Raw genomic sequence first — 16,243 nt, 5'->3', positions numbered from 1 at the left:
GTGGGGGGGGGCTTGGGGTGGTGGGCGCCTGCGGCCCGCAGCGGGGCGGGCCGGTGGCTCTACGAGAAAGTGGCTACCCGGTAGATTGGGTAGCCACTGGTAGGTGCTCTATGCGAGGGCCTAGAGGCCGAAGAAGCGGCTGAAGAAGCCCTTCTTTTCTTCCTTAGGCTTGGGCTTGATCGCAGCTTCTGCGCGCTCAGCCTCAAGGTCGGGGGCCTGGCCAGCCAGGCGAATCTCTGAAGCGGGGCGGGCAGGCTCTTCAACCTGCTCGTAACTGGCAGGAGCCTGCTCGGTCTCAGCTTCTTCGATAACCTGCTCGGCGGCATTAGAAGCAGCGGCGGGCTCTTCTACCTGAGTAGGCTCATCGCGCACGATGTCCTCGTCGGCGATAGCGCTGGTGGTGACGCGGCCGGGGCGGGCGTCCTCGGCAGGCTCGCGGTCGTAGGGCTGCTCGGCGTTGGGGTAGACGCGATCGGTGGTGATGGTACCTTCGACCTCTTCCTCTCGGGCGGCCTCTTCGGCACGCTCCTTCTCGCGGCGCTCAGCTTCAGCGGCTTCAGCTGCGGCGCGCTCTTCAGCGGCAGCGATGTCAGCCTCGCGAGCTTCGATGGCGGCCTGTTCAGCGGCCAGGGCTTCAGCCTCAGCTGCGCGGGCGGCTTCGGCGCGGGCCTCGTCCTCACGGGCAGCTTCTTCAGCGGCCAGACGGGCAGCCTCTTCTCGGGCGGCGATCTGGGTAGCGGCCTCCTGGGCTGCCACAGCTTCGATGCCCTGACGCTCAGCAGCTAGCTGCTCACGCAGGTCGCGGGCAGCCTGTGCTAGGCGGGCCAGCTCGTCGGCCCCAGCCTGGGGCTCAGCAGCCTCGATACCCGAGATCTTGCCGTTGTCGAACCAGAGGCGCAGGGCGCCGTCCGATGCGGTGATGACGGCGGTTGCCTCGGTGTCCCAGGCAATGTGGGCACCGCGTAGCTTGGCGTAGGAGTCTACGGCGCGCAGGTGGTTCACAGCGGTGCCGGTCTGCAGGGCCTGGGCCATGACCTGGCCCATGCGGTTAACGGTGGGGGCCTCAAGTTCAAGCTGGCTGCCATCGAGCAGAATCCAGGCGCGGACGCCCGCCCCGGCGGTGACGGGGTAGTGGGCGTAGACACCGGTCAGGGCCTTTGAGGCCAGGGTCAGCTTGCGGGCTAGGCCCGAGTCGAGGGGGAGCTCGTCGGTGGTGAGCTCAGAGATGCTGTGCTTCGCTCCGCCTTCACGCGCCTGGATTGCTGCCGAAACGACGCGGTCGGGGAAGTGACCGAGCTCCTGCCAGGACCAGATCCAGGAACCGCGGTTCTCAGATTCGGTGCCCAGCAGGTAGGGAGTGAGGCTTACGGAAGCATCAGACTGGAGGGTGAATGACGGTGCAGAGAAGTCCACCGTCCATTCTGCGCCGCCGCTGATTTCAGCAAGACGGGCTTGGTACTCGGTGGAGATAAAGATTGAATCGTCAATCAGATCCTGCAGTGTAGTAGTCATACGGTCAAGGCTAGCAACTCTTGCGGTGCTCCCGCACCTTTTTGCCTCGGTAAGAGCTTGAATTTCTGACATATTCAGCTACCTCCCTGCAACTGGGGGTGTATCACTCAGCGAGAAGGGCGGTGTACGCTGCCCCGGGGCGGGTAGTTTCTTGGTTTAATAGGGGAGATAACTCGCACCCTGTGGCCCTGCTAAGTGTGTAGCGCCGCGTAGGGTTTTGCTTCGCCCAAACCTTCAGGAACAGTATGTCGCCCTCTTCGCCCCGTTACACCGAGATCGAACGCCCCGCTATGGTGCAAGACGCCCTGAACGCCATTGGTAGCTGGATGCTGGGCACGGTCAAGGTTGAACCCGGCTGGAATGAGCTGGTGCTCAATATCAAGCCCCTGTCTGAGAGCGTTTTTGTGCGTATTACCGAATCACGCGATGAACAGGACTATGTGGGAACCGTAGGCCCGGTGAAGTCAGATAGCCCGGTACTGCCCGCTATTGAGCAGCTGCAGCATGCCTCTTTCGTTGAGGGGGAAGGCACCTGGTTCACCGCTTCGGTGGTGATTACCGCCAGCAACTGGCCCGACCCGCAGTACCAGATTGGGGCGTCCTACGATCGCGCCCACGAGCCGGTGGACTGGAAGGGCGAGGGCCGCCTGAGCGCCCGCGATATCCGCGCCCACTTTGAACTTTTCCCCCGCGACCCCGAGCACGTGCCTGACTGGGCTGCCGTGCGTCTAGCAGGACGCCGGGGCGCAGGTTTTACTGAGCCCGGCGGGGAAGGGGGCCTGCCGGTAGGCCCCGTTAACCGCTACCTGGCCGAGGCCCTGGCGGGCTTCGCAACCGCCAGGAGCGAGCAGTCCCTGGCGAACGTCGTCCGCACTGCCCAGGGCGGCAACCTCATCATGGACATCTCCCAGAGCACCCTCACCCCCGAGGGCACCGCCCAGCTCAACTACCAGGTGCTCCGCCTGGCCAACGGTATGCGGGCCCTGACCGCCTACACGGCAACAGAATCGGCCCAGGCCTACTCGACCCAGGTGCTGAACGAACCCTACCCCCGCCTGGTGGTAGAACACGCCATGAAGGTTTTCTTGCAGGTGGCCCACGATGACAGCATCGACGTGCTGGTGCTTGACCCCGGCAGTGATCACGAATGCTTCATCGAAAAAGCCCAGATTCAGTGGGTACTCGGCTCCCCCCACAATATGCCTGCCCAACGGGCCCTATTTGAAGAAAACATGCATGACCTACTCATGGCGCTGACCGCACCTGCCTCAGTGCTACTCCTGGGAGTCCGGGCCGATGATTCTGCAGGGCGCCCAGTCATGCTCAAGAAGGACGACGAGAGCGAAGAGAACGTCGCCCTGGTCTTTACCACCTCTGCCGAGGTCGCTGCCCTCGACCCCACCCTGGTAGTGCGAAGCGCCCCGGCCTTGGACGTCCTGAAGCTTCTTGCCGCCGGTACGAGCAGCTCTGTGCGTATCAATGCCCTGGCCCCCCATGCCACTCTCCCCATGGAACAGGTGCGCCAGCTCATTTCAGTAGTAGAATCACAGTAAACCCCCGCCTCTTACCCAGGAGTTCCCCATGACCGGTGCCCTGCGCACGCTCGGCCTTACCGCGGCTCGTCATGCCCGCGCCACCATTGTGCTGTGGCTGGTGCTTCTGACCCTCGCCGGTGTGGGGGCACTGACCCTAGCCCGCGGCGCAACCGCCAGCTACACCATGCCGGGGGCCTCCTTTGAGGCGGTACGCGAAGACCTCCAGGCTAAGATTCCCGACAACGGTATCTCTAGCGGCTACGTGGTGCTAGAGGCCGAGAGCGGTTTCAACGACACCCAGAAGCAGGCTATCGCCCAGGCCGTCACCACAATTGACCAGCTACCCGAAGTAGCTGGCTCCCTCGACCCCTTCGTAGCGGCGGACGCCATGACCCAGGCGTCCGTGCAGCTTGAGGACGCTAAAGCACAGCTGGCCCAAGCCAAGGCACAGATTGATGAGGGGCAGACCCAGCTGGACGCCGCCAAAGCGACCCTTCCTGAGGGCCTGAGCGCCGAAGAAATCGCAGCTCTTACCCCCGATTTGGCAACCCAGGAAGCCGCCCTGGCCGAAGCCCGCACCACCCTGCGTGCGAACCAGGATAAGGTCGATGCCACCCAGCGTGAGCTTGACGCGGCAGCCGATGCCAACATGGTGAGCGAAGACGGCACCGCAGCCATCGTCAATATTGCCTTCAACCAGGACACCAATTCCCTGCCAACCTCGGTGCGGGAAGAAGTCTTTAGCACCTTTGATACGCTCAAAGACACCGGCCTGACCGTCAATTACAGCTATGAGCTCGACCAGGACGTCAGCGACGTCTTTGGCATCTCAGAAATCATTGGCCTGGTCGTGGCCTTTATCGTCCTGCTGATTACCCTAGGGGCGGTAGTCGCCGCCGGTCTACCCCTGGTACTTGCCCTCATCGGAGCCGGTACCGCTGTTGCCCTGGTCTACACCAGCACCGCCTTTATCGACATGACAGCAACCGACCCCGTCCTCGCCCTCATGCTGGGCCTGGGCGTCGGTATCGATTATGCCCTGCTGATTCTCTACCGCTTCCGCGAAGAACTACGCGACGGCGCCGACGTGCTCGATGCGGTAGGCACCGCCAACTCGACCGCGGGCCACTCCGTGCTCTTTGCTGGCATGACCAACATCATCGCCCTCTCAGCCCTCTGCCTCACCGGCCTGCCCTTCCTGGCCATCATGGGCTTTGCCGGGGCCTTCGCCGTTGCCCTGGTCGTGGCTTCCTCCCTAACCCTGGTACCGGCCGTCCTGAGCCTGCTGGGCACCCGCCTGCTGACCCGCGCCCAGCGAGAAGAACTCACCCAGCTCAACCTGGCCCGCACCCAGGAAATCCAGGTACCCCGCAACCGCCGCGAAGCCTTCGCTGAAATCGAAGCGGCCTACAAGGGTTGGGGCGGCTTCGTCACCCGTCACCCCTTCGCCATGACCTTCGTAGCGGTAGCCGTGCTGGTACTGGCCATCATTCCCACCACCTCCCTCCGCCTGGGCCTGCCCGACGGTTCCTACCAGGCCACCGACTCAACCTCCTACCAGGCCTACCAGACCATCTCCGAAAAGTTCGGTGAAGGCGTCAACGGGCCCATCATCGCGGGTCTGACCCTCACCGTCCCCGGCGATGAAGCCCGCCTGCGCGACGTAGCCCTCGACGTGGCCGACCGCCTCAAAAACAACAAAATTGAAAGCGTCGCCATCGTCGCTACCAGTGACGACAACGCCACCGCCATCCTGGCCTTCTTCCCCACCGAAGGGCCCTCGGCAGACAGCACCCTAGCTACCGTTCACTCCATGAATGACAAGCTCGAAGCCACCGAAAAAGCCACCGCAACCACCATCGGCCTGACCGGCTCTACCGTGGCTAACATCGAGATTTCAGAGCGTATCTCACAGTCCATCCCGCTCTATCTTGGAGTGGTAATCGCCCTCTGCCTGGTGCTCATGGCCTTCGTCTTCCGCTCCATTATCGTGCCGGTCATGGCCACCATCGGCTTCCTGCTCTCCACCCTGGCCTCCTTCGGCGCCGTTGTCGCTGTCTACCAGTGGGGCTGGCTCGCCGACGTCTTCGGCGTTACCCAGCCCGGGCCTATCCTGGCCTTCCTACCTATCCTGCTGATCGGCATCCTCTTCGGCCTTTCGGTGGACTATCAAATCTTCATCGTCTCGGGCATGCGCGATGCCCACCGAAAGGGCCACTCGGCGGGCGACGCCGTTGTGCTGGGTTACAAGCAGGGCGGGGCCGTTGTGACTGCCTGCGGCGTCATCATGGTTGCCGTTTTCGCCGGCTTCATCTTCTCCCACCTCACCGCCGTGCGCCCCATCGGCTTCGCCCTAGCCCTGGGCGTCGCCATGGACGCCTTCCTGATCCGCACCACCTTCATCCCGGCCACCATGTACCTGCTGGGTGAAGCCGCCTGGTGGTGGCCCTTTGAGAAGAAGGAACGCGACGAAGAAGACGCCCCCAAGCACATCGCCGAATAAGGCGCGCTGCCCAATACAGCACAGCATCACATAAAGCACAGTGCAGGGGCCCCACCCCATCTGCCTGCAGCACATAAAGCCGCCCCCGGCGTCCTGATTATCAAGGACGCCGGGGGCGGCTTTCTTGCGAAAAGCTAGGCTTTACCGCAGACCTTAGGTGGTCTGGGGAGTGGGCTCGTTGCTCTTCTCGTTGTTGTGCTTGTAGGCCTCACGTACGCGGGCGCCCAGCTCTTCGTGGACTGAATCCCAGTACTTGAAGGCACGCTCACGAATCTCGTCAGAGACAACAGCACCAACGTGACCGGCGATGTTCTCAACCAGACGGGCCTTAGCAGCATCGTCCATGACATCGGCGTAGAGGGTGCGGGCCTGGCCGAAGTCGTCGTCCTCAGCGTGCAGGGTGGCAGCAGCGCGAACCAGGGCGCCGTCAGCTTCCCAAGAACCCTCACCGGCGCGGGCAGCGTCAGCGTGGGGGCCACCGAAGGTGTTGGGGGCGTAGACGGGGGTGTCGGGGCTGTTGAAGGTGTAGCGCATAGCGCCGTCCTGGCTGTAGTTGTTCACTTCAGCGTTCTTCGCGTAGTTGACGGGCAGGTCAGCGAAGTTGGTGCCTACACGGTAACGGTGTGCATCGGGGTAGGAGAAGATGCGGCCCAGCAGCATCTTGTCGGGGGAGGCTGCGATACCCGGAACGAAGTTGGAGGGCGAGAAGGTAGCCTGCTCAATCTGAGCGAAGAAGTTCTCGGGGTTCTTGTTCAGGGTCATCTTACCCACCTTGATCAAGGGGTAGTCAGCGTGGGGCCAGACCTTGGTCAGGTCGAAGGGGTTGAAGCGGTAGGTCTTGGCGTCCTCGTAGGGCATGACCTGAACGTAGAGAGTCCATGAGGGGAACTCGCCGCGCTCGATAGCCTCGTAGAGGTCCTGACGGTGGTAGTCAGCGTTTTCGCCAGCGATACGCTCAGCATCAGCACCGGTCAGGAAGTCGTTGCCCTGGTCGGTCTTGAAGTGGTACTTGACCCAGAAACGCTCGCCTTCGGCGTTGATCCACTGGTAGGTGTGTGAACCGAAGCCGTCCATGTGGCGCAGGGTAGCGGGGATGCCGCGGTCACCCATGAGCCAGGTTACCTGGTGGGCTGACTCGGTCCGCAGGCTCCAGAAGTCCCACTGCATGTCGTTGTTGCGCAGGCCGTTGCCGGGCAGACGCTTCTGAGAGTGGATGAAGTCGGGGAACTTGATGGCATCGCGGATGAAGAAGACGGGGGTGTTGTTACCGACCAGGTCGTAGTTACCCTCGGTGGTGTAGAACTTGACCGCAAAACCGCGGGGGTCGCGCCAGGTGTCGGGTGAACCCTGCTCACCGGCAACGGTGGAGAAGCGAATCAGCATCTCGGTGGATACACCGGGCTGGAAGAGGGCTGCACGGGTGTACTTGGAGACATCTTCGGTGGTCTCAAAAACACCGAATGCGCCGGTGCCCTTGGCGTGGACAACGCGCTCGGGGACGCGCTCGCGGTTGAACTGGGCGAGCTTTTCGACGGTGTAGGCGTCGTGCAGGACGATGGGGCCGTCGGCACCTACGGTCAGGGAGTCGTTGTCTGAGGCAACGGGGGCACCCTGGGTGGTGGTGGTAAATGAACCGGGCTTAATCGGGTTGTTCATTTTTCCTACTTTCCTGTGTGGGGTTGTTTTCTGCTTGCGTCTAGGGGCGGTTCTAGTAGGCAGACAGAGGGTGATGGCGCTCTGCCCTAGCTGGCTAGTGCCTGGTTGGCGGCTGCCTGCTGGGCGAGAGCCAATTCTTTTTCGTCGGCGTTTTGGCAGTCGGCGCAGATGCCTCGGTAGAGCACATCGGCGCTGAGAAGAGCCATGCCGTGAAAATCGCTGGGGGTCAGGCAGGGGGCGGCCCCGATGGCGCAGTCCACGTCTTCGACCTTGCCGCAGCGGATGCAGTAGGCGTGGTGGTGGTTGTCGCCGGTGCGGGTCTCGTAGAGCCCTGCTGATCCCGGTGGTTCAAACTTGCGGAGCATATTGATGTCGGTGAGGTCGGCAAGGACGACGTAGACCGACTGCACAGTGATGCCCGGCAGTTCCCGACGGACGGCCGTGATCACGGCGTCTGCGGTGGAGTGGGGGTTATCGTGTACAGCGGCAAGCACGGCGAGGCGCTGCTTGGTGACGCGGCGGCCCTTAGCTCGGAGCTGGGCTGACCATGCTTCTTGGTGAGCGCTGGCGGGGGTTTCGGTGCTACCGGGGATGTGGCTGCAACCGTTTGCTCCGAGGATGCTTGTTGTTGACATCATGTCACCATAATATCCTTATTTTGAATCTTTCACAATAAGGTAAGGCTGGGTAGCACCTTAAGAATGCCTGGATTGAACCTTGGGTAAGGCAGTCCAGTGGGTGCGCCCAGCTGGCCCTGCTGTGAAAGGAGGGCGGACGTCCGCGCCTACCTATTGCGAGCGATGCGGCGGCTTTGCCGGGTGCAGAGCTTCAAACTTTTAAAAAACTTTGAGGAGTAAAAGAGCTTGTCAGGCGTGCATTTAAGGGAGTCTGAAAAAGTTTTTTAAAAAACTTCCCGTTTTCGCGTCATGAAACGGGCTCAAACGGCTCTTTATCTATGACAGCGCAAAACTGTCGGGTGTGCCTACCGGTTTTCATGATCGGCTCGGTGGCACACCACCCCCAAACTGCCATGGGAAGTACGGCGGGGAACAAGGGAACAAAGCGTGCCCGTCAATCGTGGGGATTCGACGAGCACAACGGCACCTCGCCGGGACTAGGGGAAAACGCCCCGGCGCCCAAGGAGCCAACACCGAAAACGACCTGCTCGACGTCCTCAACAAAAAAACGCCCCGGCGCCCAAGGAGCCAACACTGTGATGTGTTAAGGCGCAGAGCCGCCGCTGCTGGAACTTATCGAGCGGCTCTGCCCACCACACACAGAAAATAGCCACCGCACAGGGCCGTTCGCGGGTTCTGTGCCAGGGCAAACACATACAACCCAATACACTTCAGATGCTTTCGCAGGCACTGAAACGCAAAGTGCCAACACTGTTCGTGGGTGGTGGCGCACAAGCTACACATTCACCGCCGGCAGGTGGCGCCTCCAGGGAAGGGGGAGCCACTACCATCAATAGAGGGTAGAGAGGCTCGCACCGCTTTACCGCTAGGGACAACACGGCCCGGCCCCCTATCACCGCATAGGGGCCGGGCTGTTGTTGTTCTTTCCACAAACTACTGCATACAGGGCATAATCCCGATAGACTAATAGAATGCCCCCACCACTCTAACTAGGGGTAACTCGCATAAACCCAGGGATTTTCATGCAATCACACAACACCGCGCAACCAGCTACTGGCGGGCCCACCGACGAGCTGCTGCTCTCGGACGTCCGCGAAGGCAAGCTTGATTCGTTCGGCGTTCTGTATGAACGTTACGTGTCGATGGCTCGCGCCATCGCTTACAAGCACACCTCTAACAACACCCTCTCAGAAGACATCGTCTCCGAAGCTTTTGTGCGTGTGCTTCAGGCCCTCAAAAACGGTAAGGGCCCCCGAACCTTTATGGGCGGCTACCTGGCTACTACCATTGCCCACCTGGCGGCAGAAAATGGCCTGATTGCCCAAAAAGAAGTACCCAGCGAAGAAGAGCACCTGGAATCCATGGGCTCGCTGGACGAAACCGTCTTGAAATTACACGAATCAGACGAGCTCATCAGCGCCTTCACCGGCTTGCCGGAACGCTGGCAGACCGTGCTCTGGATGACCGAGGTTGAAGATAAGAAGCCCCGCGAAGTCGCCCAGACCATGAACCTTTCTGCCAACGCCGTCTCGGCCCTGGCTACCCGTGCCCGTGAGAGCCTACGCGAAGGCTTCTTGCAGGCCCACCAGAACGCGCCGAAGACCGACGAATGTGCCCAGTACTCACCCCACCTGAGCTCTATGGTGCGTGGCTCCCTGACCAAGAAACGTAGTGAAGCTCTGCGTCTGCACCTGTCGGTGTGCTCCTACTGCACCTCGGAATACCTGACCCTGGCCGGTATCAACAAGTCCATGCGTGTTTGGGTCTTCCCCGTGCTGGCGGGCCTGGTGCCCGTTATTACCGACGGTTCCAAGGTGCTTCTGCCCTTCCTAGCCGGTGGTGTGGCTGGTGGCGCCGCCGCTGGGGCCGGTGCCCAGGGTGGCCTTTTCTCAGGTTTTGGGGGCGGACGCTGGACGCCCGGCAGTCAGGCCCTGGCCGGTGCCGCTGCGGTCGTGACCGCTATCGGCGCTGTGGCCGGTGGTATGGCCCTGGCCAATAATTCTTCGGCCGGGTCAGCGGTTATCAGCGCAGACTCCCAGCTGCAGACCCCTAAAGCCCAGCCGAGCGATGATACTTCAGGCGTTACCGATAGCCTGGTGAACGAGCCCCAGAGTGTCTCTAGCGGCATAACCGCCGAAACCTTGCGCTCGTCTGTAGCCGTTAACGGGCCCTCAGCTGGCCAGGGTAGCAACAGCTCTAGCAGTGCGGCTTCTTCAAGTTCTCTAGCCCACGCTGTGGCGCCGGAAGCTCCTGCTGGGCAGCCGCTTACTGCTGCCTCGTCCGACGGTAGCTCTGCTTCAACGAACAGGACCGCTGGGTCTGCTGCATCTAATGCGAGTGCTCCTGCCGCTTCCGAAAACGTTACAGCATCTCTGACTGAGCCTGTTTCTGCGCAGGTTCCTCTGGCTCCTACCCCTGAGTCTTCGGTTGCCCCGGTCACCCCTGAGCTACCTGCTGCTCCCGAAGCCCCTGCTGTTCCCTCGCAGCCGGAAGCTCCTGCCGAGCCGGTAACCCCTGAGGTTCCTGTGGAGCCGGTTGCTCCCTCTGAGCCAACCCCTCCGGCAGAACCTGAGACCCCGATTGCTCCCGAGCAGCCTGTGGACCCGGAGGTTCCTGTTGAGCCTGTCGACCCGGTGGACCCCGATACGGGAATCCCTGAGATTCTGGGGCCCCTGGACTGGGTGGGTACTCCGGAGTACTACGAGTTCATCGCTAACACCCCCTGGGATACCATTGGGCACCCCGTTGGTGATAACCGCATGTGCATCATCACTTTCCTGGTCACTGACTCCGAAGGCGCTGATATGCCCTTGGGGTTCGGCACCTACCTGCCCCCCCATCATCATTGAATCGCCTTATGCCACCTACGTGCTTGAGAGCTACTTTGGCATCAGCCGAATTCAAGGCATCACCTGTTACTAGGTAAGAAACGCCTACCGGCCCCGCATAAGGGGGCTTGGTGGGCGTTTTTCTAAAGCCTCTAGCGGAATACCGGGCACTATCTTAGCTTGGGCATCTAACCTAGAAATCAAGACCCCGACGAAAGGACTTTCATGCACAGCCATAACAACGGCCTCAAAACAGCCCTCTTGATGGGGTCAATGGTTGGTTTTCTCCTCCTCATCGGAGCAGGGTTTGCCTACTTCACCCGAAGCTCCATCTTTATCCTGATTTTTGGTCTTATCGGTGTAGGTACGGTCGCCTACACCTACTGGAACTCCGACAAGCTCGCTATCCGCTCCATGAACGCCTACCCCGTGACCCGTGAGCAGATTCCCGGTCTCTACGCCATCGTTGAAGAGCTCTCAGCTAAGGCTAACCAGCCCATGCCCAAGCTCTACGTTGCCCCGACCATGACTCCTAATGCCTTCGCTACTGGCCGTAACCCCCAGAATGCCGCGGTCTGCTGCACCGAGGGTATTCTGCAGCTACTCGACGAGCGTGAGATGCGCGGTGTGATTGGCCACGAGCTCATGCACGTCTACAACCGCGATATTCTGACCGGCTCCATTGCTGCCGCTATCGCCTCCGTCATCGGTACCATCGCCCAGTTCGCTACCTTCGGCGCCATGTTTGGCGGCAACCGCGAAGAAAACCGCGGTGGTGGCCTCATCTTTACCCTGCTCATTGCCTTCCTCGCGCCCCTGGCCTCGGCCGTCATGCAGATGGCCATTAGCCGCACCCGCGAATATGATGCCGACGAAGACGGCGCTCGCCTCACTGGCGACCCGCTGGCGCTGGCGTCCGCCCTGCACAAGCTGGAAAACGGGGTGTCACGCTACCCTATGAACCCCGAAAACCGCCAGACCGCAGGCGCTGCCTCCATGATGATTGCTAACCCCTTCCGGGGCGGCGGTTCAATTAAGAACCTGATGGCCACCCACCCGCCCATGGCTGACCGTATCGCCCGCTTGGAAAACATGGCCCGCCAGAACGGCCAGCTCTAACCGGTAGGTCACGGTTGGCTTCAGCTGACCGTACAAATCTGAACAGGTTAAAGAAGAGCTCCCCACCTGCCCGGGCAGGTGGGGAGCCTTATACCTAGGTGCGGACGCCCCCTATGGGGCAGGCGTTTAGCGGTAGTTGACGAACTGCAGGTCAACCTCAAGGTCTGCGCCCTTGAGCAGGGCAATGACGTCCTGCAGGTCATCGCGAGACTTGGAGGTTACGCGCAGCTCATCGCCCTGAATAATGGCCTTGACTGACTTGGGGCCCTCTTCGCGAATGAGCTTAGAGATTTTCTTGGCCTGGTCCTGGGCGATGCCCTCCTTGATAGAGGACTCAATGCGGTATTCCTTGCCAGAAGCGTAGGGATCGCCGGAATCCAGGGACTTGAGCGAGATGCCGCGCTTGACCAGCTTGGACTGGAAGACATCGAGCACGGCCAGGGCACGCTCTTCGGAGTTTGCCTTAATCAGAATCTTTTCGCCGGAAAAATCAATCTCAGCGCCGACACCGCGGAAGTCGTAGCGCTGGGCTACTTCCTTCTGGGCCTGGTTGAGGGCGTTAGAAACTTCCTGCTTGTCGACCTTTGAAACAACGTCGAATGATGAATCGCTTGCCACGGGTGCTTACCTCTTTGCTTGTAGATAGGTGACTGAGCCCCTGTAAACCACTAAGCGGGGGAGGGGCGCTTACCTACAAAGGTACCCTGTTTTGCGGGGGCTATGCAGGTTATCGCAATCGTTATGAAACTGTGACACCATTCTCAGCTAAAGCTCATCTTGGTTTGGAAGGATGAAGCTATGGCTGAAAAGAAAACAGCTGCCCACGCTACAGCCGACGTACAGCCCGGCTCAGGAAACACTCCGGCAGCGCACCAGGTACTAGCTGTAACTGACGAGACCATGCAGCGAGCCTATGAGGCTCTCCTTGCAGATTTAGTGGCAGACGGCTTTACTACCGCCGATGCAACTGCCCCGGCGGGCGACGGCTCGCCTGAAGTCGAACGGGCCCCAGATTTTGCCCGCGGGCTGGGGCAAACCCTGCACGATGCTGATTTAGTCGCTAGATTCGAGGGCGTGAAAGAAAACCTTTCCCGCGAAATTCGCGGCGGCATGTGTACCCCCGACCAGGCATATGCCTACCTAGAAAACCTTGAAATATCGCTCCTGCTAGAGCAAGAAGCCCTGGCGGCAAGTTCTGCGTCCAACTAACTATAGTCCCGACCGGCGTCCGCTCTCATAGCGCGCCGGTCGACCCGCTTAAGTGGTCTTTGCAACAAAAGCTACTTTCGGTTTGGCAAGCTGCCTAAAAGTGTGTAAAGTATTCTACTGTTCGCTCAAACGAACACATTCAAGAAATTGAATACGGCAGATTACCCGAGCGGCCAAAGGGGGCTGACTGTAAATCAGCTGGCATTGCCTACGGGGGTTCAAATCCCTCATCTGCCACAGCGAAAATCCCGCCTCACACGAGGCGGGATTTTTTATTCCCCTGGTGGGCAGCTTCATTATCAGAGAAACCGGCCACAGTCTTTAGACAAGCCCCGATAAAACCGGTAGCGTGTTTCTCATGGCAACCATTGAAATTACCCAGGAAAACCTGACCCAGAACGTCGAAAACTCAGATATTCTCTTCCTCGACTTCTGGGCCGACTGGTGCGGCCCCTGCAAGCAGTTCGGCCCCATCTTCGAAGCTGCTTCTGAAAAGCACGCCGATATCACCTTCGGCAAGGTCGACACCGAAGACCAGCAGCAGCTGGCCGCCGCAGCAGGTATCACCTCTATCCCCACCATCATGGGCTTCCGCGAGGGCGTTCTCGTCTTCTCCCAGCCCGGTGCCCTGAACGCCCAGCAGTTCGACCAGATCATCGACGCGGTCAAGGGTCTGGATATGGCCGAGGTGCACAAGCAGGTTGCCGAGGCTGAAGCAGCCCAGGCTGAGCAGGCCTAAGGCCACTAACTTTCTTTATATAAGCCGTCCCCCTAGCTGGGGGAGGGCGACTTTGTCTTAGAAGGAACGCATATCCTGCGGGGCATACCGGGGGCGCGGCGCGGTTCGCATAGTGCACCATGGCAGATGAGCGGGAGCGGTCAAAGCCGGCGCGGTGGTAGGCCCAGTCAGGAATCTGGGCAAAGACGGACGCCTGCGGGAAGATAACAAGCACCCGGCGGCTGGTCGGGGAGCCCGGTTGCAGGGGCAGGCTCACCGTACTGGCGTAGCAGGGCCCGCATGCCTCCCATGGCCTTGATGCCGGTGACTCGCTGTTCGGTGATGGCCAGTAGCAGGTTCTGCGAGAGCAGGCCAATAGAGGGTAGCCGCAGCCCCGGTGCCTCGGCCCGGGCCCGCACCAGTCTAGCGGGTAGCTTCCCCCATGCCTCTGAGGCGTAGAAGCCGACCCACCGATCCTGCTCACCCACCCAGCCCGGCACGCGTGCCGCAAAAGCTTCCAGGGCAGCCGCTGGCGAAACGTCACCGGCGGAACTATCTCCCGCCCAGATTGTCACCTCAACCGGGGCGCGCAGGTCGGCGGGGTGTGTCCTTGCAAAACGAACAAGCAGACCCACCCCAGCTTCGCGTGCCGTCGCCCAAAAAACAGGGCCAGCAGGCCCGGCTACCTGACGAAAGAGGGGGTCGAAGGTCCCGCGCTGTAGGGGAGCAAAGGTCTGGTCCAGGTGGACCCGGTGGGTTGGTTCCAGAACAAAATGCGCGTGCAACATGCTCACCATCGTCTCACACCCGCTCTACCTGGCCCACAGAACCACTTTGCTGTCTATACTCGTACAAGACGCCGCACCCGTGGCGCCCACCCCAACCTCAGACGAAGAAGGCGCATGAGCTCCTCCCTACTGCCAGCAGAAGCCCACCCCCTCAGGGCACGTATGAGCGCTGCTGCCCTGGCCCTAGCTGTCTTTGCCCTCTACAGCGTCTACTCCTGGCTACAGTGGCGGCACTACGTGGTGCCCTCCTGGGACCTGGGTATCTTCTCGCAGCTGGCTAAGGCCTACGCCTCGGGCCAGGCCCCGATTGTGCCGATTAAGGGGGAGGGGTTCAACCTGCTGGGGGATCACTTCCACCCCGTCACCGTGCTGCTGACCCCCTTCTACTGGCTCTGGCCTGCGCCCGCCACCCTGCTCTATGTGCAAAACGGGCTGGTTGCCCTGTCTGTCTACCTGCTGGTGCGGTTCGCCCAGCGGATTCTGGCCCTTTGGGCTTCTCTGGCCCTGGGCCTTGCCTACGCCCTGAGCTTCGGCATCCAGCAGGCTGTAGCTGTTCAATTCCACGAGGTTGCCTTCGCCCTGCCCCTGCTCATCATGAGCCTGGGCTACCTGGCCATGACCCGCCTGGCTGACGCCCCCGCCCTCCTGCTCCGCCGCGCCATCTACTGGGCGGCCCCCCTGGTCTTCGTCAAAGAGGACGTCGGCATCACGGTTTTCGTCATCGGGCTGGTCGCCCTGGCCCGCACCGGCTGGCTCTCAACGGCCAGCAGCATAGCCTTCCCATCGGCGTCCGCCCCGGTACGCCCCCGCCGCGAACGCTACCGCACCCTGCTGCGTTCCTGGGTCAATACTCCCGCAGTCGCCGAAGCCAGCCTCCTTATGCTCTGGGGTATAGTCTGGCCCCTGCTGGCTATCGGCCTTATCCTGCCCCATTTCAACACCGCAGGAGTTTTCGACTACTCCGACAAACTCGACATCGCAGCGGCTATCGGCGACCCCCTCGGCGCCTTCGCCCAGCTCTTCTACCCCTGGCAAAAAACCGCCACCCTCGGCCTGCTCCTGCTCACCGGCGTCCTGGCCTGGACCACCAGCCCCCTCGCCCTCATCTCCGTCCCCACCCTCATCTGGCGCTTTCTCTCACCCCAAGAGGGCTACTGGGAACCCACCTGGCACTACAACCTAGTGCTCATGCCCATCGTCTTCACCGCCCTGCTCGACGTGCTTGCCCGCGCTACCGCCCGTACACACGTCCCCGCCTATCAGCTCGGGGCAGCACCCGCCGGGCGCACCGTCCGCACCATCTTCGCAACCCTACGCCACCGCGCCCCGGTAGCCCTGCCCGCGCTTGCCCTCATCGTCAGCCTAGGATTCCTGCCCAACCAGCCCCTAGCCCAGCTGACTGACCCAGACTTTGTCACCACTGAGCTTTCCACCACTGACCAGATGAAGGCCGAAGCCGTCGCCGCTATCCCAGAAGGCGCCACCGTAGCTGCCGACCTCTCCGTCCTCACCTACCTGGTGCTCAACCACGCTGCCTACTGGATCGGACACTCCGGGGAACCCGGCCCCGACTACGTGCTCATCGATAAACTCGGCAGCGCCTGGGGCGGCAACCCGCCCACCAGCGCCGTCGCCTACGCCACCGGCCGCTACGGTACCGCCACCTACGTTCACTACCGCACCATCGGCAGCATCGACATCGCCGTCCGCACCCGCTAGCTGTACCCTCTATCACCA

At 61.3% G+C, this 16,243-nt stretch carries 12 protein-coding genes and 1 tRNA gene; 8 read left to right on the top strand and 5 right to left on the bottom strand.

From position 1 onward, the window contains the following. Nucleotides 1-120 precede the first annotated feature (120 nt). Complete coding sequence (locus tag E4U03_RS06165; protein ID WP_135012489.1) at nucleotides 121-1,512, bottom strand: DUF6882 domain-containing protein; 1,392 nt, start codon at nucleotides 1,510-1,512, stop codon at nucleotides 121-123. A gap of 245 nt (nucleotides 1,513-1,757) precedes the next feature. On the opposite strand from E4U03_RS06165, the gene E4U03_RS06160 reads away from it, so the two are divergent. Continuing rightward, nucleotides 1,758-3,065, top strand: a complete 1,308-nt coding sequence (locus tag E4U03_RS06160; RefSeq protein WP_135012487.1) for an SseB family protein — start codon at nucleotides 1,758-1,760, stop codon at nucleotides 3,063-3,065. 28 nt (nucleotides 3,066-3,093) lie between these two features. Beyond that, nucleotides 3,094-5,550, top strand: coding sequence for an MMPL family transporter (locus tag E4U03_RS06155; protein ID WP_135012485.1), 2,457 nt, complete (start codon nucleotides 3,094-3,096; stop codon nucleotides 5,548-5,550). 153 nt (nucleotides 5,551-5,703) lie between these two features. Here the strand turns inward: E4U03_RS06155 and E4U03_RS06150 are convergent, their stop codons facing one another. Both E4U03_RS06150 and E4U03_RS06145 read right to left on the bottom strand, forming a co-directional pair. Continuing rightward, nucleotides 5,704-7,206: a catalase gene (locus E4U03_RS06150; protein WP_135012483.1), complete on the bottom strand. Its 1,503-nt coding sequence runs from the start codon at nucleotides 7,204-7,206 to the stop codon at nucleotides 5,704-5,706. 86 nt (nucleotides 7,207-7,292) lie between these two features. Beyond that, nucleotides 7,293-7,841, bottom strand: coding sequence for a Fur family transcriptional regulator (locus E4U03_RS06145; RefSeq protein WP_194210389.1), 549 nt, complete (start codon nucleotides 7,839-7,841; stop codon nucleotides 7,293-7,295). Between the two features lie 1,025 nt (nucleotides 7,842-8,866). Here E4U03_RS06145 and E4U03_RS13550 point away from each other — a divergent pair. Together E4U03_RS13550 and htpX are read left to right on the top strand one after the other, a co-directional pair. Continuing rightward, nucleotides 8,867-10,693: an RNA polymerase sigma factor gene (locus tag E4U03_RS13550; RefSeq protein ID WP_135012479.1), complete on the top strand. Its 1,827-nt coding sequence runs from the start codon at nucleotides 8,867-8,869 to the stop codon at nucleotides 10,691-10,693. 204 nt (nucleotides 10,694-10,897) lie between these two features. Continuing rightward, nucleotides 10,898-11,791: a zinc metalloprotease HtpX gene (gene htpX, locus E4U03_RS06135; RefSeq protein WP_135012477.1), complete on the top strand. Its 894-nt coding sequence runs from the start codon at nucleotides 10,898-10,900 to the stop codon at nucleotides 11,789-11,791. Nucleotides 11,792-11,917: 126 nt separating this feature from the next. On the opposite strand, the gene E4U03_RS06130 is transcribed toward htpX, so the two are convergent. Continuing rightward, on the bottom strand, nucleotides 11,918-12,409 hold the full coding sequence (locus tag E4U03_RS06130) for a YajQ family cyclic di-GMP-binding protein (protein ID WP_135012476.1): 492 nt from the start codon (nucleotides 12,407-12,409) through the stop codon (nucleotides 11,918-11,920). A 180-nt stretch (nucleotides 12,410-12,589) separates the two neighbouring features. On the opposite strand from E4U03_RS06130, the gene E4U03_RS06125 reads away from it, so the two are divergent. The 3 genes from E4U03_RS06125 to E4U03_RS06115 all read left to right on the top strand — a co-directional run bounded on the left by E4U03_RS06125 (nucleotide 12,590) and on the right by E4U03_RS06115 (nucleotide 13,739). Further along, entirely contained in the window at nucleotides 12,590-13,000 is a 411-nt protein-coding gene (locus E4U03_RS06125; protein ID WP_135012474.1) for a hypothetical protein, read from the top strand. Between the two features lie 155 nt (nucleotides 13,001-13,155). Next, nucleotides 13,156-13,237 (top strand) — tRNA-Tyr (locus tag E4U03_RS06120). 121 nt (nucleotides 13,238-13,358) lie between these two features. Next, nucleotides 13,359-13,739 (top strand): thioredoxin family protein, encoded by a 381-nt coding sequence (locus tag E4U03_RS06115; RefSeq protein WP_135012472.1) that lies wholly within the window; start codon nucleotides 13,359-13,361, stop codon nucleotides 13,737-13,739. A 167-nt stretch (nucleotides 13,740-13,906) separates the two neighbouring features. On the opposite strand, the gene E4U03_RS06110 is transcribed toward E4U03_RS06115, so the two are convergent. After that, entirely contained in the window at nucleotides 13,907-14,506 is a 600-nt protein-coding gene (locus E4U03_RS06110) for a hypothetical protein (RefSeq protein WP_135012470.1), read from the bottom strand. A 114-nt stretch (nucleotides 14,507-14,620) separates the two neighbouring features. Between E4U03_RS06110 and E4U03_RS06105 the strand changes: the two genes are divergently transcribed. Beyond that, on the top strand, nucleotides 14,621-16,225 hold the full coding sequence (locus E4U03_RS06105) for a DUF2079 domain-containing protein (RefSeq protein ID WP_167752333.1): 1,605 nt from the start codon (nucleotides 14,621-14,623) through the stop codon (nucleotides 16,223-16,225). Nucleotides 16,226-16,243 lie beyond the last annotated feature (18 nt).

Origin of the sequence: Rothia nasimurium, from assembly GCF_004569295.1 — a bacterium.
Classification (GTDB): Bacteria; Actinomycetota; Actinomycetes; order Actinomycetales; family Micrococcaceae; genus Rothia; species Rothia nasimurium_B.
This window is presented reverse-complemented; position numbering and strand designations above follow the sequence as displayed.